Below are 25820 nucleotides of genomic sequence, written 5' to 3'. Positions count from 1 at the left end.
CGTGCGAAAACGGGCGCGGCGTCAGCGGCCGACGAGACCCAGCCGGTAGGCGAGGATGACGACGTGCACACGATCGCGCAGCCCCAGCTTCGCCAGGATGCGCCCGACGTGGCTCTTCACGGTCGACTCGGAGAGGAAGAACCGTTCGGCCAGTTCGGGGTTCGAGAGTCCCTCCGCGATCGCCAGGAACACCTCGCGTTCCCGCTCGGTGAGGGCGCCGAGACGGGAGGCGTCCTCGTCGTCCGCGGCCGGCAGCTTCGAGCCGAACAGCTCGAGCATGCGCCGGGTCACCCTGGATGAAACCGACGCGTCACCGGAGGCGACCGCCCGGATGGCCGCCGTCAGCTCGCTGGGCTGGGCGTCCTTGAGGAGGAACCCCCGCGCCCCCGCGCGCAGCCCGCCGAAGGCGTACTCGTCGAGGTCGAAGGTGGTGAGGATGATGATCTTGCTGTCCGGACGGGCCGCGGTGATCTGCCGGGTGGCCTCGATGCCGTCGATCCCGGGCATCCGCACGTCCATCAGGATGACGTCGGGCAGCACGCTTGCGGCGAGCGCGATCGCCTCGGCGCCGCCGCCGGCCTCGGCCACGACGGTGAAGTCGTCCTCGGCCTCGAGCACCATCCGGAAGCCGGTGCGGAGCAGGGCCTGGTCGTCGGCCAGCATGATTCGGGTCTGCATTCGGGTCTGGGTCATTCGCCTGCCTCCGGTTCGTCCACGTCCATGGTGGCCCGCACCTGCCACCCGCCGCCGGGGATCACCGCGGCCTCCAGCGTGCCACCGTAGAGCGCGGCCCGCTCGCGGAGCCCGATGATGCCGCGGCCGGGTCGGTCGACCGGGCCCAGGGCCCGGCGCCGACCGTCGTCGGCGACGATCACCTCGACCAGGCCGGGCGTCGACGCCAGCCGCACCGAGACCAGCGTCGGCTCGGCGGCGTAGCGCAGCGCGTTCGTCAGGGATTCCTGCACGATCCGGTAGATCGTGAGCTGCAGGCCCGGGTTGGCCGGGATCCGGCCGCTGAGTTCCAGTCGTGCCGGGAGCCCGGCGGACCGGAACGAGTCAACCAGGTCGACCAGCTGATCGGCCCCTGGCTGGGGGTTCAGGGGGGCATCCGCGGTGCCCGTCTCCGCCGAATCCAGATCTGCCAGGCCTGCCGGGTCTGCCGGGCCTGCCGGGCCTGCCGGGCCTGCCGGGCCTAGCAGGCCTGCCAGGCCTGCCAGGCCTGCCGGATCTGCCGGGTCTGCCGGGTCTTCGGCCAGCACCCCGAGCAGGCGGCGCATCTCGGTCATCGAGCTGCGGCCGGTAGCCGCGACCTCGCGCATCGCTGTTCTGGACCGCTCCGGGTCCTTGTCCAGCAGCGCGTCGGCACCGTCGGCGAGCGCGACCATAACCGAGAGGCTGTGCGCGACGATGTCGTGCATCTCCCTGGCGATCCGGCCCCGTTCGGTCACCCGGGCCAGCTGGGCCTGCTGGTCGCGTTCCCTGGCGAGTTGGGCGGCAAGGTTGACCAGGGCGGCGACGTACCGTTTGCGGTCGCCGATCGTGACGCCGAGGAGGGTGGCCGCGAGCATGAGGATCGCATACTGGCCGGCCACGCTGGGCCAGGCCGCATAGGCCGCGCCGTCGGCCAGGTACGCGCCGAGCGCCGCGACGCCGGCGGCGGCGATGAGCCCGAACCAGGCGCTGCGCACGCTGCGGTAGACCGCCACCGCGTAGAGCGCGATCAGGACGGGCACGGTATCGCCCTGCCCCTGGCTCGGGAACGACGCGAGCAGCCCGGCGCACGCGACCCAGAGCAGGAGCAGCGGGGCGTGCCGGCGGAAGAGCAGCGCGGCGGTGAGCACGACGGTCACGACAACGGTCACAACCATGGCGGCAGGCCGGACCAGCCCGCCGGCCGCCATCAGGTCGATCAGGACGGTGATCGCCATCGGCACGAAGTACACGGCGGCGACGAGCGAATCGGTCAGCCATGGATGCCGCGTCCAGAACCGCCGGGCCACGCCGGGCGGTGTCGGCAGGCGCAGTTCACCCCCGGGAGGCCGGGGAGGCCGCCCGGGGGCGAGCTGCGGGTGCGTCATCCTGTGGACTCTACGCGTCCCGCCGCTTCAGCAGCACCGCGGCGCCGACCAGGCTGGCCGCGAGCCAGCCGAGCACGACGAGCAGGTCGACCCACCACTCGATCGGCACCTGGCTGAACGACATCAGCCCGAACATGTTGATACCGGCGTTGGAGACCAGGTAGGGCAACAGCGACGTCGCCCACGCGGCGGGGATCATCTGCAGCACAATCGGCACGAGCAGCACAATGCCGAGGACGACGGCGATGCCGCCGGCGCCGCTGCGCACGATCGTTCCGATTCCGAGGGCGAAGACCGCGATCAGGCCCAGGTAGAGGGCCCCGCCGAGCACCGGGAAGAGCACGGCCGGCTCGAACAGGCCGGCGTGCAACCCCTTGCCGGAGAGCACGGCCGAGGAGACCAGGTAGGACCCGACGGTGCTGACCAGACCCACCAGGAAGGTCGTCACGAACAGCACGGCGGCCTTCGCCCAGAGGGCAGGCAGCCGGTTCGGCACCGCGGCCAGGGTGGACCTGATCATGCCGGTGGAGTATTCGCCGCTGATGGTCAGGACACCGAGGACTGCGACGATCAGCTGTCCGAAGAACACCCCGAAGGTCGAGGCCTGGGCCACGAAGGTGGCTTGGTTCGCGGCCGGCACCATGGAGACGTCGGCACCCCTGAGGTCCAGCGACGCGGACATGATCGCGGCGAGCCCGAGGGAGAACGCCACGAGCAGCGCGTACGACCAGACGGTCGAACGCACGCTGCGCAGTTTGATCCACTCCGAACGGATGAGTCCTGCCGCGCTCAGCCGGATGACCGCCGCGTCTTTCCCGGCGCCGGTCGGCGTCGCGGCCGGCGCCGCCTCGGGGGTGGTGGACAGTGTGGTCGTGGTCATCGTGCTGCCTCCTGCAGTTCCGCGGAGCCGCCCGTGCGGTACTCCACCTCGTTTTGGGTGAGGGCCATGTACGCATCCTCGAGCGACGCGCCGATGCTGGTGAGTTCGTGCAGCACGATCCCGGCCTCGGCGGCCTGTTCCCCGATCTCCACGGCGGAGATGCCGGTCACGTCGAGCGTGTCCTGCTCACCGGCCGTGACGGTGACGTCGGGCTGGGCGAGCAGGGTGGCCAGGCGGGTGGCCTGGGGGCTACGCACGCGCACCGTGTTGGACCCGGCGCCGCCGATGATGTCGGCGACCGGGGCATCCGCAATGACGCGTCCCCGGCCGAGCATGATCAGGTGGTCGGCGGTGAGCGCCATCTCGCTCATCAGGTGCGAGGAGAGGAGCACCGTGCGCCCCTCGGCGGCGAGGTGGCGCATCAGGCGACGCACCCACTGCACCCCCTCCGGGTCGAGGCCGTTGACCGGCTCGTCGAGGATGAGCACGGCCGGGTCGCCGAGCAGGGCGGCGGCAATTCCGAGACGCTGCCCCATCCCGAGTGAGAAGCCGCCGACCCGCTTGCGGGAGACGGAGCCGAGCCCGGTGAGCTCGATCACCTCGTCGACCCGAGTTGACGGGATGCCGTGGGTGGCCGCCATGGCCAGCAGGTGGTTGCGGGCCGAACGGCCGGTGTGCACGGCCTTCGCGTCGAGCAGCACACCCACCTCGCGGAGCGGCGCGGCGTGTTCGCGGTAGTGCTTGCCGTTCACGGTGACCGAACCGGCGCTCGGCTGGTCCAGCCCCACGATCATGCGCATGGTGGTGCTCTTGCCGGCTCCGTTCGGGCCCAGCAGGCCGGTCACCTTGCCTGGCTGCACGGTGAAGTCGACCGCGTCGACCGCCGTCTTGCTTCCGTATCGTTTGGTCAGGGACTGTGCCTGGATCATCCGTCTCCTCGTTCCGTCGTCTGGCCGTCATCGCACACGCGAGAACGGCCCCACAACGACGGTACGGAAACCGGCTGCGACGCGCATCCGCCGGACGGCCCCTCCTCGCCCGCCCGGCCTCGTACCTGGGTACCACGGGTGGGCGTTGCCGTTCCGGTCGAGAATGACCGGCGGAACGGGCACTCTCGACCGGAACGGGGCCCCGACGGCGGGACTACTTCTTCTTGGGCGCCTTCTCGGGGGCGGGCGCCTGCCCGGATGCCCGCAGGGTGCGGTAGTAGTCGCGGGCCTCGTCCTGCCGCTCCTTCTCGGCGCCGCTGGCGATGCTGGACCGGAGGTGGTCCTGGCTGTAGCCGAACGCCTCGACGAGGTCGAGAGCGTATGGACGCAGCCGGGCGATGATGCGGTCGATGTAGGCCGTCACCGATTGGGCGCGCTGGGCCGACAGCCTGCCGTTGATCAGGTACCAGGCCAGGTGCTTCTCGACCAGGCCCAGTCCGAAGAGGTCGCGCAACCAGGTGAGTACCTGCCGGGTGCCCTCGTCCTCGGTGGTCTCGACGGCCTGGGTGAAGGCCTCCCACTGCAGCAGCTCGCCGTGCGAGCGGGCGGCCTCGATCAGGGCGTCCTGGTACGAGTTGAAGAGAGCGGCGGCCTCCCTGGCCGGGAGCTTCGCGGCCGGGCGCAGCTTGCCCGCGATCTCGCCGATCATGGTCTCGACCCGGTCGGTGAGCAGTTCCCGCTGCACGTTGGTCTCCCGGAGGGCGCCCACGGAGCGGGCGGTCGAACCGAAGTCGGCGACGGTCTGCGCGAGGGTGCGGAGTCCGGTGCCGTGGTAGGCGCGATCCGCGGCCTGTGCGACGACGTAGCGGGCGAGCACGCCGGTGCCGGCGTGCGCGAACTTGCGGCTGTAGTCGGTGAGCAGGCGCTTGGCGACGAGCTGCAGCAGCACGTTGTTGTCGCCCTCGAAGGTGGCGTAGACGTCGAGGTCGGCCCGCAGCCCGACGAGACGGTTCTCGGCCAGGAAACCGGCGCCGCCGCAGGCCTCGCGGGCCTCCTGCAGGGTATCGAGGGCGTGCCAGGTCGACAACGGCTTGAGGGCGGCGGCCAGGGTTTCCAAGTCCTGGCGGTCGTCGTCGGTGTCGGCCTTGCCGCTGAAGACCTGGTCGAACTTGACCAGGAACTGGTCGTGCGCGAAAGTTTGCGCGTAGGTCGTGGCCAGGCGGGGCAACAGGCGGCGCTGGTGGCGCTGGTAGTCGAGGATGACCTCTTCGTCGGTGTCGCTGCCGGCGGTGAACTGGCGGCGCTGACTGCCGTAGGTGATGGCAATGGTCAGGGCCATCGCCGAAGCCTGGGTGGCGGCGCCGTCGAGTGAGACGCGGCCCTGCACGAGGGTCCCGAGCATGGTGAAGAAGCGGCGCCCCGGGCTCGCGATCGCGCTGCTGTACCTGCCGTCCACGGCGACGTCGCCGTAGCGGTTGAGCAGGTTCTCCCGGGGGACGCGCACCTGGTCGAAGTGCAGCCGGCCGTTGTCGATGCCGTTGAGGCCGCCCTTGAGGCCGTCGTCCTCGCCGCCGATTCCGGGCAGGAACGCGCCGCTCTCGTCGCGGAGCTGGATCCAGAACGCGTGCACGCCGTGGTTCACCCCCTGGGTGATCAGCTGGGCGAAGAGCACGGCGGCGACGCCGTCCCTGGCAGCGTTGCCCAGGTAGTCCTTCCACGCCGCGCGGAACGGGGTGTGGATGACGAATTCCCGGGTTGCCGGGTCGTAGGTCGCTGTCGTGCCGATGCTGGCGACATCCGATCCGTGGCCGGTCTCGGTCATCGCGAAGACACCGGGGGTGTCGAGCGTCATGATGCCGGGGAGATAGGCGTCGTGGTGCTTCTTGGTGCCGAGGTGCAGCACGGCCGCGCCGAACAGCCCCCACTGCACCCCGGCCTTGATCTGCAGGCTGGGGTCGGCGGTGACGAGTTCCTCGAAGCCGGCGATGTTGCCTCCGTGGTCGTCCGAGCCGCCCAGGTCCTTCGGGAAGGCACGGTGCACGTGGCCGTTGTCGGCGAGGATCTTCAGCTGGGCGAGCACGCGATCGCGGTGCTCGGTCATCGACTGGCCCTCGATCCGGTGCAGGTCTGGACGGGCGGTGAGCTCGCGGGCGAGCACCCGCACATCGGCCCAGGTGCCGAGCAACTGGCGGTTCAGGGCGGCGACGTTCACGGTCGGTACGCCGGAGTGGCCGGCCCCCATGACCGGGCCGGTGTCGACCGGGCCGGTGTCGACCGGGCCGGTCTTGGTGGCCGGGCCGGTCTTGGTGGCCGGACCGGTCTTGGTGGCCGGACCGGTCTTGGTGGCCGGAGTGACCGGGGTTCCGGTCTCGTTGAGGGCGGTGGAGCGCTGGGCAGTGTCAACCATCATTGGTCCTTCGTCTTCGCGCGGAATTTTCTTACACGCTAGGTCGACGACCGGACGGAAGGAAATAGTGCGTGACGGGGCTACAACAAAGCGTGCTGGCTTCGGCATACGTCTTGTAGGAATCCACAGCCGTATCACGGTTGGGGTCGCGCATATCCACAAACCACCCCGTGCCAGCCAGGTCGGGGAACGGAAGTCAGGCTGGCGCGGGTGGGTTGCGGGCGATGACGTGGAAGACGTGCCAGTGCTTGGGTCCCATCGCCGACTGGCCGGGCCGGTCGTCTTCGACCAGGCTCTGGACCGCCAGGCCGTCGAGCAGGGACTCGACCTCGGCACGGTCGTGGAAGTTCATCTCGGCCCGGCCGGCCCAGTCGTCGTGCGGGCCGAAGAATTCACCGGCGAACCAGGCGCCCGGTGTGAGCGCGGCGCGGATTCCCGCCCAGACACCGGGGAACGCGGCGGGGTCGCAGAACGGCAGGGCGAAGCCCGCGTAGACGAGGTCGACGGGAGGCAGCACGGGCAGGTCCTCGAACCGGGCCTGGCGGAAGGCCAGCCGGCGCAGCTCCGTGGCGTCCAGGCCCCGTCGCACGAGGGTCTCCGCGCGGGAGTCGGCGTCGAAGGCGAGCACGCGCCAGCCGGCCCGGAGCAGGTGCCGGGTCTCCGTGCCCTCGCCGCAGCCCAGGTCGATCGCGTTTCCAGCCGGGGTCTCCCCTCGCAGCCGCAGGGTCTCCCGCAGCACGAAGCGGACGGACCGGCCGGCCTGGGCGTCGTAGTAGGCAGGCCAGTCCATCGGCACGGCGTCCATCGGCACGGCGTCCATCGGCACGGCCACGGCTAGGCGCCGGCCGCGACGACCTCGAGGATCGCCGCACCATAGGAGTCGAGCTTCTTGGCGCCGACCCCAGAGATGCCGTCGAGGTCGGCCAGGCTCGTCGGCCGGGTCGCGGCGATGGCGAGCAGGGTCGCGTCGCCGAAGATGATGTACGCGGGCACCCCCTGCTCCTTGGATTGCACGGAGCGCCAGGTGCGGAGCGCCTCGAACAGGGTCTCCTGCTCGGGGCTGAGGTCCGCGGCGGCGGCCTTCGCCGCGCTCTTCCGCGCGCCGGCCGCCGGGCGGGCGGCCCGCTCGGGCTCGGTGCGGAGTTCAACGGTGCGGCGCCCGGCGAGCACCTCGGCTGCGGCATCCGTGAGCACCAGAGTGCCGTATTCGCCGGAGGTGGCCAGGAAGCCCTGGGCCAGCAGCTGGCGCACCACGCCGCGCCACTGCTGGTCGCTGAGGTCGGCGCCGATTCCCCAGGTCGCCAGCTGGTCGTGGCTGTGCTGGGTGGTGCGCGGGGTCACTTTACCGCGGAGGATGTCGATCAGCTGGCCGGCGCCGAAACGCTGGTTGCGCTCGCGCAGCAGGCGCACCACGGTGGAGAGCAGCTTCTGCGCCGCCATGGTGCCGTCCCAGCCGACAGGCGGCTCGAGGCAGGTGTCGCAGTTGCCGCAGGGTTCGCTCGGCTGGCCGAAGTAGCGCAGCAGGTTCACCCGGCGGCAGCTCACGGTCTCGCAGAGCGCGAGCATCGCGTCGAGGTGTGCGGAGAGTTTGCGCCGGTGAGCGAGGTCGCCGGGCGACTCGTCGATCATGCGGCGCTGCTGGACCACGTCCTGCAAGCCGTAGGCGAGCCAGCCGGTTGACGGCAGGCCGTCGCGGCCGGCACGGCCGGTCTCCTGGTAGTAGCCCTCGACCGACTTGGGCAGGTCGATGTGGGCGACGAAGCGCACATCGGGTTTGTCGATGCCCATGCCGAACGCGATCGTGGCGACGATGACGACGCCGTCTTCGCGGAGGAACCGGGACTGGGTGCGGGCGCGGAGCCCCTGGTCCAGGCCTGCGTGGTACGGCAGCGCGTTGACCCCGTTCTGGCGCAGAAACTCGGCGGTCTGTTCGACGGTCTTGCGGCTGAGGGCGTACACGATCCCGGCGTCGCCCTGGTGCTCGGCGCGGATGAAGGCGAGCAGCTGCTTGCGCGGTTCGGCCTTGCCGACGATGCGGTACTGGATGTTGGGCCGGTCGAAGCTCGCGACGAAGTGGCGGGCCTGGCCCAGCTGCAGGCGGGTGGTGAGTTCCCTGTGCGTGGCATCCGTCGCCGTGGCCGTGAGCGCGATCCGCGGCACGTCGGGCCAACGGTCGGCCAGCTCGGACAGGGCGAGGTAGTCGGGCCGGAAGTCGTGCCCCCACTGGGACACACAGTGCGCCTCGTCAATGGCGAAGAGTGCGATGGTGCCGCGGTCGAGGAAGCGTTTAGTAGCCTCGGAGGACAGCCGCTCGGGCGCGACGTAGAGCAGGTCGAGGTCGCCGGAGAGGTAGTCCCGCTCAACCTGGCCGCGAGCGGCGGAATCCTGGCTCGAGTTGAGGAACGCTGCGCGCACGCCGACGGCCGTCAACGCGTCGACCTGGTCCTGCATCAGGGCGATCAGCGGGGAGATGACGATGCCGGTGCCCTCCCGCACGAGCGACGGGATCTGGTAACAGAGGCTCTTGCCGCCGCCGGTGGGCATCAGCACGACCGCGTCGCCGCCGCCGATGACCTGGTCGATGATCTGCGCCTGTTCGCCGCGGAATGAGTCGTAGCCGAAGACCGTGCTGAGGGCCTCCGCGGCCGTGGCGAACTTCGCGGTGGCCCGCCGGGGTGCTGCTACCGGGGGCCGCCCGCCCGGGGCCTGGCCGGCCGCGAGGGATGCACCGGCGAACGCGACACCGGCGTAGCCCTCCGGTGGGGGCGGGGCGTCGAAATCGTCGGGTGGTTCGAACTCGTCAGGATCCCATGGTATTTCGGCGTTCCAACTCACCCGACAACTCTACCTGCGACCCCCGACGGCCCCGTGCTCGTCCGGCTTGGCGTCCGGCGTCCGGCCGCGCCGATTGACCACGAGCAGGGTGCCGCCGATGGCCAGGACCACGGCGCCGAGGGCACCGCCGATCCAGGCCAGGTCGCCGAGGCCCGGGCCGGCGCCGGCGGGCGCGCGGGCCGCGGCATCCGCCCAGGTCGATGTCGTGCCGCCGCAGGTGGGCAGGGTCGGCGACCCTTCGGCCGGCTCCTGGCCGGCGGCCGGCTGCCAGGTGAAGGTGTACTCCTCCGACACGGCGTGCCCGTCGGTGGAAACGACCTGCCAGATCACGGTGTACTCCCCCGGTCGGCCGAGCTGGGCCTTCGTCTCGATGCTCGGCCCGGACAGGGTGACGCAGCCGTCGCCGTAGTAGAGCGGCGTGGCCGCGCCGGCCGGACCCCGGATCGCCATGGCGTTCCCGGAGCCCTCGCCGTGCAAGTCGAGCAGCTGGTCGTTCGTCGTCACCGTGAACGTACCGGGCTGCTCGGTCACGACCGCGCCAGCGGCCGGCGAGGATCCGACCGGATTGTTGTGCGCGAAGGCGGGCGCGGCGGACCATCCGACCAGCGCCGCACCGACGACGACGGCGCCGAGCGCCCTGACCGACCAGCGCCGGGTCCCGGCGTGCGTCACCCTGTTGCTGCTCATGTTACGAGCCTAGACCGACCGAGCGACCGCATGGCTCGTCGTCCGGGCACGGCCGGCACGAGGCCGATCGTGCCGACGACGAGTCGTCGATCGCTAGGCTGGGCTTCTCATGCTTACCGCGGGACTCGGCCTCATCGGGGCGCTCATCTTCGGTAGCGCCGACTTCCTCGGCGGGATGGCCGCGAAGCGGATGAGTTCCCTGCTGGTGACCGCGGTCGCCGCGGCATCCGGCCTGGCCGCCCTGCTCCTCGCGCTGCCCTTCGTTGGCGGTGTCTGGTCGCCTCAGGCCGTGTTCTGGGGCGCGTTGTCCGGGGTCAGCGGCGCCATCGCCATCTCGCTCCTCTACGCCTGCCTCGCGATCGGGCCGATGAGCATCCTGTCCCCGCTCACCGCGGTGGTGTCCGCGGTGGTGCCGATGGCGGCCGGACTCGCCGGAGGCGACCGGCTCGCCCCGATCGGCTACTGGGCCCTGGTCCTCGCCCTCGTCGCGGTCGTGCTGGTCGGCTTCGTGCCGGAGAGGGGCGCGGTGCGGCCAAGCACGATCGGGGTGCTGATGGCACTCGGCTCCGGCGCCATGATCGGCGCGTTCGTCATCATGATCGACCTGACCCCGGTCGACAGCGGGCTCGTGCCGCTCGTGCTGAACCGGGCCGTGAACGGCACGATCATGTTCGCCCTGGTCGGCCTACTGGCCCTGGCCGGCCTGCGCCGACGACGGATGCCGGCTGCCACTGCCACTGCCACTGCCACTGCCACTGCCACTGCCACTGCCACTGCCACTGCGGAGAGCGCATCACGGTCGCCGGGCGCCCCCGGCTCCCGTGCCGCGTCGCCGCTGCGACGCCCGACCCTGCTGGTGGGTCTCCGGCTGGCGGCGGCCTGCGGCGTGGTCGACGTCATCGCGAACTTTCTGCTGCTCCTCGGCATGCGGGCCGGGGACCTCAGCGTGATGAGCGTTCTCACCGCGATGTACCCGGCCGGCACGATCCTGCTCGCGGCCGTGGTTCTGCGGGAACGTATCGCCCCCGTGCAGTGGCTGGGCCTTGCCCTGGCGCTGGCCGCCGCCGGGATGCTCGCCGCCGCCTGATCCCGCGCGCGCCGTTTGGTACGCGTTTGGGTGCGTGCCGGTCGGCGCGGGCATTCCTCGGGCGAATGTCGCTGTGGGGCGACCACCCGAGGCAGCCCCACAGCAACTCATCGTGCGGGTCGTCGGCCACAAACCCGATTTGTGGCGGAGAATCCGGACGGATCCCACGACTCGCGTGCGAGCCGCGGGTAAGGGCAGCATATGGTGCCGCGCTCGGCGCCGCCGGCAACAACACGCCGGGATCCCCCGGCCCGCGGGAGCTATCCCTTGTAGGGGACGGCGGCGAGGATCTCGATCTGGACGCTCGGATCGGAGGGGGTGGCGTAGGTGACCGTGGCCCCGACGTAGGAACCGATGATGGCCCGGCCCACCGGTGACGACGGGGAATACACGTCGATGTCCACGCCAGGATCACGGGAGACGAGCTCTCGTTCCCCGAGCAGGAACACGGTCGCCCGGGTGTCACCGGAGAGCATCGCGGTGACCCGCATTCCGGGTTCGACCAGCCCGTCGTCCGGTTTGATCTCGGTTTCGGAACGCCGGAGGGTCTTGCGCAGCTCGCGGATCCGATCGACCGTGACTGGGTCGGGACTGGGCTGCGTGGCCAGTTGCGCTAGTTCCTCGATCATCGAGGCGAGCGCGCTGGGCGGGACCCACACTGTTCCTGTGATCATGGGATCTCTCCGTAACTTCGCGAAACGCTCGAGCGTCGCACTGTGATCAATCCACCATGTTAGCGGCCGGCCTCACCCCTGCGCAGCGAAAGCGGGGTGAGGGTGCTCCCCTCGGTGCGGATGGACGTCTGGAGCTCGCGAGGGTCCTCGATCCTCGGCGGCGTGGCGGAGGCAGACTACCGACGATCGCCGATCAGTCCCGACCGGTGAACACCGGCCGGCGCTTCTCCTGAAACGCGGCGAAGCCCTCCCGGTAGTCCGCCGTGGCGCAAAGCGCCGCCTGGGCACGGTTCTCCGCCGCGACGCTCTCCCACAGCCCGAGCCGGTCGTCGCGGAGGGCCCGCACCAGCTCCTTGCTGGCCAGGAATGCCTGGGTGGCGCCGGTCGCGGCTCGAACCGCGGCCTCCTCCGTCGATGACTGCACCAGGTCGGCCGGGAAGACCTGGCTGAACAGGCCCGCGGAGACCGCCTCGGCGCCCGACATGAGCCGGCCGGAGTAGATCAGGTCGAGGGTGCGGTGCGCGCCGAGCCGCTCCACGAAAAGGGCGTGCCCGCCCGAATCGAGGGTGGCGCCCAGGTTGGCGAACGGGGAGCCGATCTTCGCCGTATCGGCCACGTAGACGACATCCGTCGCGATCAGCAGGCCGAGGCCCACGCCGAGGCACGCCCCGTGGGCGACCGCGAATGTGGGCGCGGGAAAGGCACTCATGCGGGTGAGCAGGGGCGTGACAAGTCCCCCCAGAAAACCCATCACGTCATCGCTCCGCGGGTCGACGCCGGCGATGTCCCGCCCGGCGCAGAATGCCCGGCCTTCACCGCGCAGTACGAGGGCGCGCACACCTGCCGCCTCCGCCGCCTGGTAGGCGGCGTCGAGTTCGGCGAGCGCGGTCTCGTCCAAGGCGTTGAGCTTGTCGGGGGCGTTCAATACGACGTGCGCGACATCGTCGCGGATGGTCAGTTCGATCACGGCTGGTGGCCTCTCAACGGTGGTTGTCAGACGTCGTAGTCGACGACGACCCTGTCGGTCGTCGGATGCGACTGGCAGGTGAGCACGTAGCCGCGGGCGATCTCGTCCGGCTCGAGCGCGTAGTTCTCGGTCATCGTCACGTCGCCGCTGACCAGTTTGGCGCGACAGGTGCCGCACACTCCCCCGGCGCAGGCGAACGGCACGTCCGGTCGCACCCGGAGGGCGGCGTTCAGGATGCTCTCCTTCGCGTTGACGGGTGTCGTGACCGTGGCGCTCTCCCCGTCGAGGGTGAACTCGATTTCGAAGGTCTTGTCGCCGGCGCCGACGATCACCGGACGACCGGTGTCACCGCCGGCGCGGGTCGGCTCGCCGGTCGTGAACAGTTCGAAGCGGATGTGCTCCGCCGCGACGCCGACGCTCTCCAGCGTGTCCCGGCACAGCTGCACGAGCTCGAACGGGCCGCAGAGGAACCACTCGTCGACCGCGGCCGGCCGGATGATGCTCGCGAGCATGAGCCGCAGCTTCTCCTCGTCGATCCGTCCGGAGAGCAGGGCCGAGGAGCGCGTCTGGCGGGACAGGACATGGTGCAGCGCCAGACGGGAAGGGTACCTGTCCTTGAGGTCGGCGAGCTCGTCGAGGAACATGACGTCGAGCGCGGTGCGGTTCGTGTAGACGAGGGTGAACCGGGAGGTTGTGGAGCGCTCGAGCACAGTGTGAGCGAGCGACATCAGCGGGGTGATGCCGCTCCCGGCCGCGATGCCGACGATGTGGGTGTCGTCGAGGGTGTCGAGGGCCGTCGTGAAGGTGCCCTGCGGGCTCATCACGTCGAGCCGGTCCCCGGCGTGCAACTCGGTGTTCGCCCAGGTGGAGAAGGCGCCGCCGAGGTCACGTTTGATGGCGACGCTCACCGAGCCCACGGAGCGCGGCCGGCAGATGGAGTAGCTGCGCCGCAGCTCCCGCCCGTCGATGGTGGCACGCAGGGCGAGGTGCTGGCCGGGGTCGTAGTCGTACTCCCCGTGCAGCTCGGGCGGCACGGCGAAGGTGACCTCGACGCTGTCCTGGGTGAGCGGTCGCACCTCCGCGACGGTGAGGGTGTGGAACCGGCCGCGCCGTTTGCCGGCCGGCGCGCCGGGCGTGCCCTCGCCGGTCACGTCCGCCTGAGCCGGGTCGAGGACGGTCGTGCCTGGATCGGAACTGCCGAGATTTCGTGCGGCCATGGTCACAACACCTTGAAGTAGTCGAACGGTTCGAGGCAGTCGCGGCACTCATAGAGCGCCTTGCACGACGTCGAGCCGAAGCGGGCGAGTTCCCGCGTGTTCAGAGAGGAGCAGCGCGGGCACTTGACCGCCAGTTGGAGGCGCACGGCGCCGGCCGGCCGAACACCGGAACGCCCGGTGGGGGCGGCGATGCCGTAGGTCACCAGCTTCGCTTTGCCCTCCTCGCTCATCCAGTCGGTGGTCCAGGCGGGGGCGAGAACGAGCTCAACGGTGACATCGTCGTAGCCGGCACCCCGCAGCACGGTGAGCACGTCGTCGCGCATGGCCTCCATGGCGGGGCATCCGCTGTAGGTCGGGGTCAGCGTGACCGTCGTTCGCGTGCCGTCGACCGCGACCGAGCGCAGCACGCCGAGGTCTTCGATCGTGAGCACCGGGATCTCGGGGTCGCAGACCCGCGCGGCCAGGTCCCAGGCCCGCTGGGAGGCCAGGTCGGTCGGCCGCGGGCGGGCGACGGATGTGCCGGGCGCCACCTTCGCCGCGGTCACCAGGACGCCCCGGGGTGCGCCCTCGCCAGCACCTGCATCTCGGCGAGCAGCGGGCCGAGATTCTCGGAGTGGTCGCCGCGGCGGCCGCCGCCGGAGGAGATGAAGCCGCGCGGTTCGTTGAGTTCGGCCTCCCGGAGCACGGGGGCCATCGCGTCCGTGGCCGGGGCGCGCAGGGTGGACGGCCGCACGGCCACACCATCCAGCCGGTCGATCAGCGGCTCGTCGACGAACAGCTCGTCGACGAACGGCCAGAGGTCGCCCAGCCCGCAGATCATCCGGGCCCGGGATTCCTCGGTGCCGAGGGCCAGACGCAGCACCCACTGGGCGGCGTGGTCACGGTGGTAGTCGACCTCCTTGACCGCCTTGGCGGCGATCGCGGCGAGGGTCGCGTCGGCCGAGTCGGCCAGCCGGCTGTAGAGCTCGAACAGGTAGTTCGCGGCGATGAACTGCCGGGCGATCGTGTGCGCGAAGTCCCCGTTCGGCTGCTCGAACAGGTGCGCTGAGCGCCATGACGGTTCGGTGCGCCAGTAGGCGAGGTCGTCTTCGGTGCGGTTCGATTCCGCGCCGGCGTAGTGCAGCAGCGAGCGGGCGTGGCCGATCAGGTCGAGGGCGATGTTGCCCAGGGCGATGTCCTCCTCCAGCTCGGGGGCGCGGGAGATCCACCAGCCCAGCTGCTGGGCGAGGACGAGGGAATCGTCGCCCAGCCAGAGCGCGTATTCGGCGACATCGTGCGAGGCGACCGACGGCCCCTCGACCAGTTCGGCTGAGAGCAGGACGCCATCGACCTCGACGTGGCCGTGACCTTCGTTCTCGTTGTGGTCGTGGCCCCGGTCCGGGGCGTTCGTGGCGGCAACCGCGGCGGCAGCCGTGGCGGTATCCGTGCGGCTCGGGGTGCTCACAGGTGTTTCACGCCCTCGCTCTTGGAGTAGTAGCTTGCGTGGCGGTAGTTCTTGCCGGCGGGCGATTCGAAGAAGGCGCCCTTCGCATCCGGGTCGCTGGTGGTGATCGCCTCGGCGGGTACCACCCAGATCGAGACGCCCTCGTTGCGACGGGTGTAGAGATCGCGGGCATTGCGCACGGCGAGCGCGGCATCGGGGGCATGCAGCGAGCCGACGTGGGTGTGGCTGATGCCGCGGCTCGAGCGTACGAAGACCTCCCAGAGGGGCCAGACCTCTTTTTCGGATGCACCGGGCGCGCTCATCAGGCGACCGCCGTCTCGGTCAGCTTCGCGGCCTGTTTGCGGGCATACGCGGCGGCGGCCTCGCGCACCCAGCGGCCGGCCTCGTGGGCGTCGCGGCGGCGCTGGAGGCGCCGCGCGTTCGCCGGCCCCCTGCCCTGGAGCACCTCGTGGAATTCGGTCCAGTCGATCTCACCCATGTCGTACACACCCTTCTCCTCGTTCCAGCGCAGGTCGGGATCCGGCAGCGTCACGCCGAGAACCTCAGCCTGCGGTACCAGCATCCCTACGAAACGCTGGCGCAGTTCGTCGTTGGAGAACCGCTTGATGTTCCACTTCATCGACTGGGCCGAGTTGGGCGAGTCGTCGTCGGGCGGACCGAACATCTGCAGGGCGGGCCAGTACCAGCGGTTCACCGATTCCTGGGCCATCGCCCTCTGTTCATCGGTGCCGTTCATCAGCTCGAGCAGGATCTCGAAGCCCTGCCGCTGGTGGAACGATTCCTCCTTGCAGATGCGCACCATGGCGCGCCCGTATGGTCCGTAGGAGGCCCGGCAGAGCGGCACCTGGTTGCAGATGGCCGCGCCGTCGACGAGCCAGCCGATCGATCCCATGTCGGCCCAGGTCGGGCTCGGGTAGTTGAAGATCGAGGAGTAGCGGGCCTTCCCGGCGATGAGGGCATCCGTCATCTCGTCGCGGGTGATCCCCAGGGTCTGCGCCGCCGAATAGAGGTACAGTCCGTGGCCGGCCTCGTCCTGCACCTTCGCCAGCAGGATGGCCTTGCGCTTGAGGCTCGGCGCCCTGGTGATCCAGTTGCCCTCCGGTTGCATCCCGATGATCTCGGAGTGCGCGTGCTGGGAGATCTGGCGCACGAGCGTCTTTCGGTACGCCTCCGGCATCCAGTCGCGCGGCTCGATCCGGGAATCGGCGGCGATCAGGTCATTGAACTGCTGCTCTTCCGGCGAAGTGCCGGCGGCAGGGCGTGGGGCAATGTCGTAGGGAACTGGCGGGATTGTCATCATTGACTCCTGGTTTCGCGAACTTTTACCAACCGATCGTTCAGTTAGTATATGGTTTCCCTACTACCCCGGCAACCGCCTGCCGCGGCAACTCGGAACTCAATGAGGAGAACCAGATGACGGATGCTTCGCCACCCTCCAATGGAGCCATGATCCAGAATGACCGGGCATCGGCCGCGCTGGGCATGATTGTGCGCGGGGTGGAACCGGGCCGCGCGGTGGTCTCCATGCTCCTTCGGAACGACATGATGAACGGGTTCGACGTGACCCACGGCGGCATCGTCTTCGCCCTGGCCGACACGGCGTTCGCGATCGCCTGCAACGACGACCACCACGTCACGCTCGCGTCGGGCGCCGACATCACGTTCCTCAAGCCGACGACCGCCGGGCAGACCCTCACCGCGACCGCCGTGCTGCGCACCAGAAGCGGACGTTCCGGACTGTACGACGTGCGCGTCACCAACGATCACAACGTGCCGGTCGCGGAGTTCCGCGGTCGAAGCCGCACCACGAACCTGCCACTGCCCGGTACCGCCGCACCCTCACTCTAAATTCGCATTCCACCTGGAGGCCTCATGTCAACGATGACCAAGACCCGCTTGCACGCCCCCGCCCTCGATGAGCTCGACCCGGAGGAACGCATGTCGCGGGACGAGTTGCAGGCCCTGCAGCTGCGTCGCCTGCAGAAGACCGTGCGCCTCGCCTACCAGAACGTGCCCCTGTACACCCGCAAGTTCGACGCGGCCGGCGTGCACCCCGACGACATCCGCACCCTCGAAGACGTGAACCTGCTGCCGTTCACCACCAAGGACGACCTGCGCGTCTCCTACCCGTTTGGCATGTTCGCCGTGCCGATGGACCAGGTCGCCCGTATCCACACGTCCTCGGGCACCACCGGCCTGCCCACCGTGGTCGGTTACACCAAGAACGACCTCGCCATGTGGGCCGGGCTCGTCGCCCGCAGCCTCCGTGCCTCCGGGGTGCGGCCGGGCATGCGAGTGCACAATGCCTACGGCTACGGGCTCTTCACCGGCGGACTCGGCGCGCACGCCGGGATCGAGGCGCTCGGCGCCACCGCCATCCCGATGTCCGGCGGCCAGACCAACAAGCAGGTCAAGATGATCCAGGACTTCGAGCCCGACGTCATCATGTCCACCCCCAGCTATCTTTTGACGATCACGGATGCGATGGTCGCGGCCGGCATGGACCCGCGCGGCTCGAGCCTCAAGGCCGGCGTGCTCGGCGCGGAGCCGTGGACCAACCAGATGCGCCGCGAGCTCGAGGACCGCCTCGACTTCGACGCCCTGGACATCTACGGGCTGAGCGAGGTGATGGGCCCGGGCGTGGGCAACGAGTGCATCGAGACGAAGGACGGCCCGCACCTCTGGGAAGACAATTTTCTGCCCGAGGTCATCGACGGCGACACCGGGCTCGTGCTCCCCGACGGAACGCAGGGCGAGCTCGTCTTCACCTCCCTGACCAAGGAGGCGTTCCCGGTGATCCGCTACCGCACCCGCGACCTCACCCGGCTGTTGCCCGGCTCCGCCCGGCCGGGCATGCGCCGGATGGAGAAGATCACCGGCCGCAACGACGACATGATCATCCTGCGCGGGGTCAACCTGTTCCCGACCCAGATCGAGGAGATCGTGCTCGGCATCCCACACCTGTCGCCGCACTTCGTGATCGAGCTGACCCGCCCGAACCGGATGGATGAGCTGACCGTTCGGATCGAACGGCACGAGCACGCCAGCGACGACGACTCCGACATCGCCAGTGCGCTGCTGATCCACCGGATCAAGGACCTGATCGGTTCGAGCGTGAGCGTGCTGATCGTCGAACCGGGCACACTCGAGCGCAGCACCGGCAAGCACAAGCGTGTCTACGACCTGCGGTAACGGCCCCGTCGAATTCGACGGTGATTTTGGCCGAATGGACCCAAAACAGGGCTTGCGAGCGCCGAAACACGAAAATCTCCGTCGAATTCGACAGGAATGCACGTGAGAGACTTCTCCGTAATGTCTGAACAAGCTCTGACCCGGCGGGGTCGTCCCGGCTACGATCAGCGCGCCATCCTCGAGGTAGCGGTGGCGGCGTTCATCGAGTTCGGCTACGACGCCACCTCGATGGGCGTACTCGCGACGCGGCTCGCCCTGTCCAAGTCGGCGATCTACCACCACTTCACGTCGAAGGATGAGCTGCTCGAACTCGCCCTCGCCGAGGCCCTCGATGGACTCGAGGGCGTGCTCACGGAGGAGAAAGACGAGGTCGGCCCCGCGATCGACCGCCTCGCCCGGGTGCTGCGCGGAGCGGTGCGGGTGCTCACCGACCGGCTGCCGTACGTGACCCTGCTCCTGCGGGTGCGCGGCAACACGGATGTCGAACGCTCGGCCCTGTCCCGGCGGCGCGCCTTCGACCGGGCCGTCACGGCGCTCGTCACCGAAGCGCGCGACGAGGGTTCGCTCCGCGGCGACATCGACCCGCGGGTCGTCACCCGGCTGCTCTTCGGCATGGTCAACTCGATCGCCGAGTGGTACCGCCCGGAGGGCCCCGAGGATGCCGCCCAGCTCGCCAACGACGTGCTTGCCGTGGCACTCGACGGCCTGCGCGTGTCTGCTCAGGAATAGCGTGCCACGGTCGAGCCGACCACCGAAGGGGGCTGAGTTGCGGGCACAGCACCCTCCCGCGCGCGGGCGAGGTGCTATGCCCGCAACTCAACGCTCGTACGCCTCGCGCCTCGCGCCGCAGAAAGTTGGAATCGTGAACGACAGCTGGAAGATCACCCTCGGCGAACTCGACCTGAAGATGGGCGTGACCATCATCGAGCAGTCGGCTGAACGTGTTGTGGCGACGATGCCGGTGGAGGGCAACCGGCAGTCATTCGGGCTGCTGCACGGCGGGGCATCCGTCGCCTTCGCCGAGGCGCTCGGCTCCTGGGCCGCCGTGATCCACGCCGGGCCGGGCAGAAGCGCCGTCGGCCTCGACATCAACGCGACCCACCACCTCGCGGCGCGGGAGGGCATCGTGACCGGGGTGGCCACGGCCATCCGGCTGGGCCGCACGATCGCGTCGCATGAGATCGTCATCAGCGACGACCAGGGCCGCAGGCTCTGCACGGCGCGCATCACCAACCTGATCATCGACGCACCGGAGCGTTAGCGAGCCGCAAGGAGCCGGAGACCTCCACTCGGCCCCACCGGAGGGACCAAGGTGGCTAGGGTGGGGTGAAGAGCACGCATTCTGCCGCACCCGCGCACCAGTTCGGAGAGTCAGCAATGAGCACCGAAGGCACCATTCCCCCGGCGGCCCCCCAACCGGATCACGCCGTGGCACCGGCACCGGCGGGCAGCATCGTGGTGGGCCACGACGGCTCGAGCGGAGCGGACCATGCGCTGACCACTGCCCTCGAGCTGGCCGATCAACTGCACTCCCCCGTCGTCATCGTGCGCGCCTGGTCGATTGAGACCGCGCCCCGGCCGGCGGACTGGGAGTTCGGTTACGTCTCCTCGTTCCCCGAATATGCCACCGCGGTGCGCGCGGCCCTGGTCCAGGATGTCCACGCCGCCGTCGCCGCCGTCCCGGCCGTCGCCGTCGACTACCTCGCGGTGCACGCCAGTGCCGCGCGGAGCCTGATCGACGTCTCCCGGGAGGCGCGGATGCTCGTGGTGGGCTCCAGGGGCCGCGGCGGCCTGACCGGACTACTTCTCGGTTCGGTGAGCGACCAGTGCGTGCGCCTCGCCGAGTGCCCCGTGCTGGTCGCCCGACCCCGGCCCGGGCACTGACGCTCCCCCAGCACTGACGCTCCCGGGCACTGACGCTCCCCCAGCACTGACGCTCCCGGGCACTGACGCTCCCCCAGCACTGACGCTCCCGGGCACTGGTGGCCGGGCACTGGTGGCCAGGCGCTGCGAGCCAGGCGCTGACGTTCCCCGGCTCGGCACAACACAAAACAGAGGCAGTCACCGTCCCGGTGACTGCCTCTGTTTTGTCCTGCGTTTGCCGCGGGTTAGATGCCCGCGAGGTCGCGAACCGCGGAGTCGCCCGGGGCTGCCGTGGTGAAGCTGGCCTCGATCTCGGCGCGGCCCAGCAGCTCGTCCATGCGGCGGCGACGCTGCTTCGGGATGAGCGTGACGACGGTACCGGACTTGCCGGCACGGCCGGTACGACCGGAGCGGTGCAGGTAGGTCTTGTACTCGTCGGGAGCGTCAGCCTGGATGACCAGGTCGATGTCGTCCACGTGGATGCCGCGGGCCGCGACATCCGTGGCGACCAGCACGTTGACGCGTCCGCTGGTCAGCATCTGCAGGTTGCGGGTGCGGCGGGCCTGGTTCAGGTCGCCGTGCAGGCTGGTCGCCTTCACGCCGGCGTCTTCGAGCTGCTCGGCGAGCTGCTCGGCGTAGGCACGGGTGCGGGAGAAGATCAGCGTCTTGCCCTGGCGGTCGACGAGCTGGCCGATGATGGCGCTCTTGTCACGGTGTTCGATCATGAGCACGCGGTGGTCGATCGTGGAGGAGGCCTGGTCTTCACCGGCAACCTCGTGCACGGCCGGGTTGGTCAGGAATTCCTTGACCAGCTGGGCGACGCCCTTGTCCAGGGTGGCCGAGAAAAGCAGCTTCTGGCCGCCCTTCTTGGTCAGGCGCAGGATGCGCTGAACCGGCTCGAGGAAGCCCAGGTCGCACATGTAGTCGGCCTCGTCGAGGACGGTGACGACAACCTCGGACAGGTCGAGGCGACCCTGCTCGATGAGGTCTTCGATGCGGCCGGCGGTGCCGATGATGATGTCCACACCGCGCTGCAGGGCGCTGACCTGGCGGTACTGCGGAACGCCGCCGTAGATCTGGGTGGTGAAGAGGCCGACGCTGCGGGCGATGGGCTGGATGGTTCGGTCGATCTGCAGGGCCAGCTCACGGGTCGGAGCCAGGATGAGCGCGCGGGGCTTGCGGGCCATCTTGCGGTCCTTGGCGCCGTTGTTCTCGAGCAGCTTCTCCACGAGGGGAGCACCGAAGGCGATGGTCTTGCCGGAACCGGTCTTGCCGCGGCCGAGCACGTCGCGGCCGGCGAGCACATCCGGGATGGTCGCGGCCTGGATCGGGAACGGGGTAGCGGCGCCGAGGGTGGCGAGCTCGCGGACGATGTTCTCGCCGAGGCCCAGATCGCCGAAGGTCACGCCGACGACTTCAGCAGCCGTGGTCGCGATGGCTTCGAGGCGTTCCAGAACCACGTCGTCACCGGCGGCGAAGTGCGCCTTGGTGTCGCGGCTCGGGTAGAAGTTGCTGGAGTGGCCGCCGTCGTCGTGCGAACGGTTCGGGCGGTCGGAGTGCGAGCGCTCGGGGCGGTCCCCGTAGGAGGGACGCTCGGTGCGGGCCGGACGGTCGCCGTAGGAGGGGCGGTCGGAGTTCGAGCGGGCCGGACGGTCACCGTACGACGGGCGGTCGTTGTTGTAGGCGGGACGATCCGTGCGCGGAGCGCGGTCACCGTAGGACGGACGCTCGGTGCGAGCGGAACGGTCACCATACGACGGGCGGTCGTTGTTGTAGGCGGGACGATCCGTGCGCGGAGCGCGATCGCCGTAAGACGGACGCTCGGTGCGAGCGGAACGGTCACCATACGACGGGCGGTCGTTGTTGTACGCCGGGCGATCCGTGCGCGGAGCGCGGTCACCGTAGGACGGACGCTCGGTACGAGCGGAACGGTCACCATACGACGGGCGGTCGTTGTTGTACGCCGGGCGATCCGTGCGCGGAGCGCGGTCACCGTAAGACGGACGCTCGGTACGAGCGGAACGGTCACCATACGACGGGCGGTCGTTGTTGTACGCCGGGCGGTCCGTGCGGGCGCGGTCGTTGTAGGACGGACGCTCGGTGTGGCTGTGCGTCGGGCGGTCCGTGCGCGAGGCGCCGTTGTACGACGGACGGTCGGTGTTGTACGCCGGACGGTCCGTACGAGGACGGTCGGTGTTGTACGCCGGACGGTCCGTACGGTTCGGGCGGTCGCCGTACGCGGGACGCTCCGAGCGCTGGCCGTAGGCCGGACGGTCGTTGGTCGGGCGGCCGGCGGCGCGGTCCGCACGCTCTCCGGCGTTCCAGCGGGCCTTCTTCGGCGCCACGGCGTCGTCGTGGTGACCGCGGTGGCCGGGGCTCTTGCTGCCCGGGGCGTTACCGCCGCGTGCGGGGCCGCCCTTGGACGGTCCACCCTTGGCGGAGTACTTGGGATCGTAATTCTTGTTCGAACGGCCGGCGGCCGGATTCTTGCTATTGGGCATGGAAAAATTCCTGGGTTGTGTTGAGTACATGGCAGAACGACGACGCACATGCGCGACGCAACCTGAGAACCCGGGCAGTCTATGGCCGGGGCCGTTCACATACAGTGATTTTTCACCAGCGGATTACTGGGAAACCGGCCCATCCTGACTTACAAACCCATCCGCGCACACGTAAAAATTGCGCGGTGTCAAGAGCCGACTTACCTACGCTACCCGATCGATGCTCTTAAGTCACGGAGGGCTTTCTCCGTCTAGTCTGATTCCATGCTGACGACCATCGCGATCGAGTCGCCGAGGCAGCCCGGGATCGCCGCCCTGCTCCGCCAGAGCGCCGAGTACGCGCAGTCCCTCTACCCGCCCGAAAGCAACTTCCTGCTCGGCGTCGACGAGCTCGAACTGCCCGGCGTGACCTTCTACGCGGCGCGGGACGCATCCGGCCTGGCGCTGGGCATCGCCGCGCTCGTGAGCCAGTGCGACGGCACCGCCGAGCTGAAGCGGATGTTCGTGCTCCCTGACGCGCGCGGCCGCGGCGTCGCCGGCCGCCTGCTCGCCCGGGCCGAAGCGGATGCCCTGGCCGCCGGCATCCGTCGGGTCGTGCTGGAGACCGGACCGCAGAGCGACGCCGCCCTGGCGTTCTACCGGCAGTGCGGCTACCGGGAGATCGCCCCGTTCGGACAGTACGTGGGTGAGGAGTTCAGCGTCTGCTTCGCGAAAGACCTCACCCTCTCCGGCCGCCACGCAGCCGATCCGGACCGCGGGGCGGGCCCCCGGTGACCAGGTCAGCCGCACGCCCGGCGCGCACCGCCATTTCCTGGTTGGGCACTACCGCCACCAATCTCAAGTTTGTCCAGGCGCTGAAGGCCGCAGTCGCCGTGGCGATCGCCTGGTCGGTGGCGCCGCTCCTGCCGGGTGTCGCCGACGAGTACCCCTACTACGCGCCACTGGGCGCGCTCGTGAGCATGTACCCCACGCTGATGAGCTCGGTCAGGAACGCCCTGCAGACCCTGGGCGGGCTGGCGGCCGGCATCCTCCTCGCAGCCGCGGTGCTCGTCCTCAGCCAGCCCAACGTGTTCACGATCTCGCTCGCAGTCGGCATCGGCGCCGTGATCGCGGCCACCGGCTGGTTCGGCCCGAACCGGGAGTACATCCCGGTGACGGCTCTGTTCGTGCTGATCATCGGCGGCCCGAACGCGGACGGTTACTCGATCGGGTACCTCGAGCAGATGAGCCTCGGGATCGTGATCGGCCTCGCCGTCAACCTCCTGGTGCTGCCGCCGCTGGCCTTGGACGCTGTCGGCCGGCAGCTGACGCGGTTCCGCACGACCCTGGCCGATCATCTCACCGAGATCTCCCAGGCGCTGACCGAGGACTGGCCGCCCGAGCACAGCGACTGGTCCACGCGAAACCTGGCGCTCGTGAAGCTCGGCCGCGAGGTGCGGGTCGCGCTGCTGAACGCGGACGACAGCCGCAAGGGCAATCCCCGGGCCCGCTTTCACCGCCGAAACCTTTCGGCGGACTACGACGACCTGTCCGCCTTCGAGACCGTCACCTTCCATGTGCGCGATCTGACCGACGTCCTGGCCGGCGCCGTCTGGGGAACACCCGTTCCCCTCGAGCTCCACCCGGAACTTCGGCCCCGCGTCAGCGCCGCCCTGGCCGCCGTCGCCGCAGCGCTGAAGGAGTGGGACCCGGACGAGTCCGAACAGGCGGCGATCACCGAGGCGGATGCCGCCGTCGAGGCTCTGATGGCCGAACTCGACGAGCGCAGGGACACCGCCCCGATCACGTCGATGGCGGTAGCCTCCTCCATCGCCATGGACGTCAAGCGCATCCTGGCCGCCCTCCGCCCGCGCCTCGAAGGCCCCGAAGAACCTTTCGATGCCCCGGCAGAACCACCGGTGCGCCCGCCGTCCTCATCCTGAACGGCGGGCGCACGGGGGCGCCGCCCGTCACCCCCGAACGGGATTCGCCGCCCGGTGGAAGACGATCTACTCTCAAGGGATACCCCCGCACTTCGGAGCACTCGTGAAAACCCTCCTTCCCCACACCCGATTCGGCACCCGGCGCGCCCGCCTGCTCACGGTCCTGACCGTCTTCGCCGTCGCCCTCGTCGGCACCGCCGGCCTGGCCGGGTTGCAGTCGGGCACGACGGTCCCCGACGCGACCATCGCCGCGTCGAAGGGCACCGCCGTCGGAGCGCCCAGCGCGTCGATGCTCGGCATCCGCACGTTCGCCAAGCCGGCGGGCGTGACGGTCACGGCCGACGTCGTCTACACGACCGAGGCCGACGGCACCCCGCTCGCCCTCGACGTGTGCTCCCCGGCAGGATCGACCCCCGGCACACCCGGCGCCGCGGCGCTGCCCGCGGTGGTGTCCATCCACGGCGGCAGCTGGGTGCGCGGGGACAAGGCCAACGACGACTGGCGCGGCGTCTGCGAATGGCTCGCCTCAGAAGGGTTCGTCGCGTACTCGGTCGATTACGGCCTCGCGCCCGCCTCGGTGTTCCCCGCCGCGATCGACGACCTCGCCACGGCCGTGGAATGGATCCGTCGGCCCGACAACGCGGCCCGGTTCGGCATCGACCCGGCCCGGATCGGCGCGTTCGGCGGTTCGGCCGGGGCGAACCTCGCAATGCTCCTGGGCACCCGCGGCACCGGCCCGCTCACCGAGGGGTCACGCGTCGCCGCGGTCGCCGAACTCTCCGGGCCGACGGACCTGACCGGCCAGGCCCTCGCCACCGACGGAGCCTCGGAGCGGCTGGCGAACCTCGTGCTCCGGTACCTCGGCTGTTCGTCGCTCGCCGACTGCCCCCAGGCCGTCGCCGCATCGCCGGCGCGCCGACTCGACCGCACCGACCCGCCCGTCTTCATCGGCCAGTCCGACCACGAGTTCATCCCCCTCGCCCAGGCCACCCGGTTCAGCGCGAACCTCGAACGCCTCGCCATCGCGCACGAGCTGGTCGTCGTGCCCGGCACAGTGCATTCGATCGGCATCCTCGACGAGGGCATGCGCGCCCGGGTCGCCGCATTCCTGCACGGGACGCTCGGACACTGAGAGAG

25 protein-coding genes are annotated in these 25820 nt (G+C 69.9%); 9 read left to right on the top strand and 16 right to left on the bottom strand.

Going from position 1 to position 25820, the window contains the following annotated elements; translation table 11 throughout:
• Window positions 1-21 precede the first annotated feature (21 nt).
• From E3O19_RS02380 to E3O19_RS02345, 8 genes are all read right to left on the bottom strand, one after another.
• Window positions 22-693: a response regulator gene (locus E3O19_RS02380; protein ID WP_198413839.1), complete on the bottom strand. Its 672-nt coding sequence runs from the start codon at window positions 691-693 to the stop codon at window positions 22-24.
• Window positions 690-2078 carry a sensor histidine kinase gene (locus tag E3O19_RS02375; protein WP_134565011.1) on the bottom strand — a complete coding sequence of 463 codons (1389 nt, stop codon included), beginning with the start codon at window positions 2076-2078 and terminating at the stop codon, window positions 690-692. Before E3O19_RS02375 ends, E3O19_RS02380 begins: the two co-directional genes overlap by 4 nt.
• A gap of 10 nt (window positions 2079-2088) precedes the next feature.
• A complete protein-coding gene (locus E3O19_RS02370; RefSeq protein WP_134565010.1) occupies window positions 2089-2958 on the bottom strand; it encodes an ABC transporter permease in 870 nt (289 codons plus the stop codon).
• Window positions 2955-3887 carry an ABC transporter ATP-binding protein gene (locus tag E3O19_RS02365; protein ID WP_134565009.1) on the bottom strand — a complete coding sequence of 311 codons (933 nt, stop codon included), beginning with the start codon at window positions 3885-3887 and terminating at the stop codon, window positions 2955-2957. Before E3O19_RS02365 ends, E3O19_RS02370 begins: the two co-directional genes overlap by 4 nt.
• Window positions 3888-4101: 214 nt before the next feature.
• Window positions 4102-6294, bottom strand: a complete 2193-nt coding sequence (locus tag E3O19_RS02360; protein ID WP_420898577.1) for an acyl-CoA dehydrogenase family protein — start codon at window positions 6292-6294, stop codon at window positions 4102-4104.
• A gap of 196 nt (window positions 6295-6490) precedes the next feature.
• On the bottom strand, window positions 6491-7114 hold the full coding sequence (locus tag E3O19_RS02355; protein WP_241981146.1) for a class I SAM-dependent methyltransferase: 624 nt from the start codon (window positions 7112-7114) through the stop codon (window positions 6491-6493).
• A 14-nt stretch (window positions 7115-7128) separates the two neighbouring features.
• Window positions 7129-9129, bottom strand: a complete 2001-nt coding sequence (gene recQ, locus E3O19_RS02350) for a DNA helicase RecQ (protein ID WP_134565008.1) — start codon at window positions 9127-9129, stop codon at window positions 7129-7131.
• 9 nt (window positions 9130-9138) lie between these two features.
• The gene (locus E3O19_RS02345; protein ID WP_134565007.1) at window positions 9139-9816 is read right to left on the bottom strand and encodes a copper resistance CopC family protein; all 678 of its coding nucleotides are present in this window, start codon (window positions 9814-9816) and stop codon (window positions 9139-9141) included.
• Between the two features lie 109 nt (window positions 9817-9925).
• Between E3O19_RS02345 and E3O19_RS02340 the strand changes: the two genes are divergently transcribed.
• The gene (locus E3O19_RS02340; protein WP_134565006.1) at window positions 9926-10903 is read left to right on the top strand and encodes an EamA family transporter; all 978 of its coding nucleotides are present in this window, start codon (window positions 9926-9928) and stop codon (window positions 10901-10903) included.
• A gap of 260 nt (window positions 10904-11163) precedes the next feature.
• Here the strand turns inward: E3O19_RS02340 and E3O19_RS02335 are convergent, their stop codons facing one another.
• From E3O19_RS02335 to paaA, 7 genes are all read right to left on the bottom strand, one after another.
• Entirely contained in the window at window positions 11164-11577 is a 414-nt protein-coding gene (locus E3O19_RS02335; protein WP_134565005.1) for a GreA/GreB family elongation factor, read from the bottom strand.
• A gap of 193 nt (window positions 11578-11770) precedes the next feature.
• Window positions 11771-12544 carry an enoyl-CoA hydratase/isomerase family protein gene (locus tag E3O19_RS02330; protein WP_134565004.1) on the bottom strand — a complete coding sequence of 258 codons (774 nt, stop codon included), beginning with the start codon at window positions 12542-12544 and terminating at the stop codon, window positions 11771-11773.
• Between the two features lie 26 nt (window positions 12545-12570).
• Window positions 12571-13761 (bottom strand): 1,2-phenylacetyl-CoA epoxidase subunit PaaE, encoded by a 1191-nt coding sequence (paaE, locus tag E3O19_RS02325; protein ID WP_134565003.1) that lies wholly within the window; start codon window positions 13759-13761, stop codon window positions 12571-12573.
• Window positions 13762-13763: 2 nt separating this feature from the next.
• Window positions 13764-14291 (bottom strand): 1,2-phenylacetyl-CoA epoxidase subunit PaaD, encoded by a 528-nt coding sequence (gene paaD / locus E3O19_RS02320; RefSeq protein ID WP_134565045.1) that lies wholly within the window; start codon window positions 14289-14291, stop codon window positions 13764-13766.
• Between the two features lie 11 nt (window positions 14292-14302).
• Window positions 14303-15079, bottom strand: coding sequence for a 1,2-phenylacetyl-CoA epoxidase subunit PaaC (paaC, locus tag E3O19_RS02315; protein WP_241981145.1), 777 nt, complete (start codon window positions 15077-15079; stop codon window positions 14303-14305).
• A 122-nt stretch (window positions 15080-15201) separates the two neighbouring features.
• A complete protein-coding gene (paaB, locus tag E3O19_RS02310; protein ID WP_134565001.1) occupies window positions 15202-15507 on the bottom strand; it encodes a 1,2-phenylacetyl-CoA epoxidase subunit PaaB in 306 nt (101 codons plus the stop codon).
• Complete coding sequence (gene paaA, locus E3O19_RS02305; protein ID WP_134565000.1) at window positions 15507-16502, bottom strand: 1,2-phenylacetyl-CoA epoxidase subunit PaaA; 996 nt, start codon at window positions 16500-16502, stop codon at window positions 15507-15509. Before paaA ends, paaB begins: the two co-directional genes overlap by 1 nt.
• A 149-nt stretch (window positions 16503-16651) precedes the next feature.
• Between paaA and paaI the strand changes: the two genes are divergently transcribed.
• From paaI to E3O19_RS02280, 5 genes are all read left to right on the top strand, one after another.
• Window positions 16652-17053: a hydroxyphenylacetyl-CoA thioesterase PaaI gene (gene paaI / locus E3O19_RS02300; protein WP_134564999.1), complete on the top strand. Its 402-nt coding sequence runs from the start codon at window positions 16652-16654 to the stop codon at window positions 17051-17053.
• 33 nt (window positions 17054-17086) lie between these two features.
• Window positions 17087-18397, top strand: a complete 1311-nt coding sequence (gene paaK, locus E3O19_RS02295; RefSeq protein WP_134565044.1) for a phenylacetate--CoA ligase PaaK — start codon at window positions 17087-17089, stop codon at window positions 18395-18397.
• A gap of 120 nt (window positions 18398-18517) precedes the next feature.
• On the top strand, window positions 18518-19126 hold the full coding sequence (locus tag E3O19_RS02290; RefSeq protein ID WP_134564998.1) for a TetR/AcrR family transcriptional regulator: 609 nt from the start codon (window positions 18518-18520) through the stop codon (window positions 19124-19126).
• 178 nt (window positions 19127-19304) lie between these two features.
• Complete coding sequence (locus tag E3O19_RS02285; protein WP_241981144.1) at window positions 19305-19658, top strand: hotdog fold thioesterase; 354 nt, start codon at window positions 19305-19307, stop codon at window positions 19656-19658.
• Window positions 19659-19774: 116 nt separating this feature from the next.
• Window positions 19775-20281, top strand: a complete 507-nt coding sequence (locus E3O19_RS02280) for a universal stress protein (protein WP_134564996.1) — start codon at window positions 19775-19777, stop codon at window positions 20279-20281.
• A gap of 224 nt (window positions 20282-20505) precedes the next feature.
• Here E3O19_RS02280 and E3O19_RS02270 read toward each other — a convergent pair whose 3' ends face one another.
• Window positions 20506-22761: a DEAD/DEAH box helicase gene (locus tag E3O19_RS02270; protein ID WP_134564994.1), complete on the bottom strand. Its 2256-nt coding sequence runs from the start codon at window positions 22759-22761 to the stop codon at window positions 20506-20508.
• A 264-nt stretch (window positions 22762-23025) separates the two neighbouring features.
• On the opposite strand from E3O19_RS02270, the gene E3O19_RS02265 reads away from it, so the two are divergent.
• From E3O19_RS02265 to E3O19_RS02255, 3 genes are all read left to right on the top strand, one after another.
• Entirely contained in the window at window positions 23026-23535 is a 510-nt protein-coding gene (locus E3O19_RS02265) for a GNAT family N-acetyltransferase (RefSeq protein ID WP_134564993.1), read from the top strand.
• Entirely contained in the window at window positions 23532-24683 is a 1152-nt protein-coding gene (locus E3O19_RS02260) for an FUSC family protein (protein ID WP_166804431.1), read from the top strand. Before E3O19_RS02265 ends, E3O19_RS02260 begins: the two co-directional genes overlap by 4 nt.
• Window positions 24684-24786: 103 nt before the next feature.
• Window positions 24787-25815: an alpha/beta hydrolase gene (locus E3O19_RS02255; protein ID WP_166804430.1), complete on the top strand. Its 1029-nt coding sequence runs from the start codon at window positions 24787-24789 to the stop codon at window positions 25813-25815.
• The last annotated feature ends 5 nt before the right edge of the window (window positions 25816-25820 follow it).

Origin of the sequence: Cryobacterium algoritolerans (assembly GCF_004402785.1) — a bacterium.
GTDB lineage: Bacteria > Actinomycetota > Actinomycetes > Actinomycetales > Microbacteriaceae > Cryobacterium > Cryobacterium algoritolerans.
The sequence above is the reverse complement of the archived record's forward strand: the minus strand, read 5'-3'. Positions and strand labels throughout refer to the sequence as shown.

Bases quoted from the DNA above. Each gene is read 5' to 3' on its own strand.
- E3O19_RS02380 (WP_198413839.1), bottom strand. From the start codon at position 693: ATGACCCAGACCCGAATGCAGACCCGAATCATGCTGGCCGACGACCAG.
- E3O19_RS02375 (WP_134565011.1), bottom strand. From the start codon at position 2,078: ATGACGCACCCGCAGCTCGCCCCCGGGCGGCCTCCCCGGCCTCCCGGG.
- E3O19_RS02370 (WP_134565010.1), bottom strand. From the start codon at position 2,958: ATGACCACGACCACACTGTCCACCACCCCCGAGGCGGCGCCGGCCGCG.
- E3O19_RS02365 (WP_134565009.1), bottom strand. From the start codon at position 3,887: ATGATCCAGGCACAGTCCCTGACCAAACGATACGGAAGCAAGACGGCG.
- E3O19_RS02360 (WP_420898577.1), bottom strand. From the start codon at position 6,294: ATGGTTGACACTGCCCAGCGCTCCACCGCCCTCAACGAGACCGGAACC.
- E3O19_RS02355 (WP_241981146.1), bottom strand. From the start codon at position 7,114: ATGGACGCCGTGCCGATGGACGCCGTGCCGATGGACTGGCCTGCCTAC.
- E3O19_RS02345 (WP_134565007.1), bottom strand. From the start codon at position 9,816: ATGAGCAGCAACAGGGTGACGCACGCCGGGACCCGGCGCTGGTCGGTC.
- E3O19_RS02340 (WP_134565006.1), top strand. From the start codon at position 9,926: ATGCTTACCGCGGGACTCGGCCTCATCGGGGCGCTCATCTTCGGTAGC.
- E3O19_RS02335 (WP_134565005.1), bottom strand. From the start codon at position 11,577: ATGATCACAGGAACAGTGTGGGTCCCGCCCAGCGCGCTCGCCTCGATG.
- paaE (WP_134565003.1), bottom strand. From the start codon at position 13,761: ATGGCCGCACGAAATCTCGGCAGTTCCGATCCAGGCACGACCGTCCTC.
- paaB (WP_134565001.1), bottom strand. From the start codon at position 15,507: ATGAGCGCGCCCGGTGCATCCGAAAAAGAGGTCTGGCCCCTCTGGGAG.
- paaA (WP_134565000.1), bottom strand. From the start codon at position 16,502: ATGACAATCCCGCCAGTTCCCTACGACATTGCCCCACGCCCTGCCGCC.
- paaI (WP_134564999.1), top strand. From the start codon at position 16,652: ATGATCCAGAATGACCGGGCATCGGCCGCGCTGGGCATGATTGTGCGC.
- paaK (WP_134565044.1), top strand. From the start codon at position 17,087: ATGACCAAGACCCGCTTGCACGCCCCCGCCCTCGATGAGCTCGACCCG.
- E3O19_RS02290 (WP_134564998.1), top strand. From the start codon at position 18,518: ATGTCTGAACAAGCTCTGACCCGGCGGGGTCGTCCCGGCTACGATCAG.
- E3O19_RS02285 (WP_241981144.1), top strand. From the start codon at position 19,305: ATGGGCGTGACCATCATCGAGCAGTCGGCTGAACGTGTTGTGGCGACG.
- E3O19_RS02280 (WP_134564996.1), top strand. From the start codon at position 19,775: ATGAGCACCGAAGGCACCATTCCCCCGGCGGCCCCCCAACCGGATCAC.
- E3O19_RS02270 (WP_134564994.1), bottom strand. From the start codon at position 22,761: ATGCCCAATAGCAAGAATCCGGCCGCCGGCCGTTCGAACAAGAATTAC.
- E3O19_RS02265 (WP_134564993.1), top strand. From the start codon at position 23,026: ATGCTGACGACCATCGCGATCGAGTCGCCGAGGCAGCCCGGGATCGCC.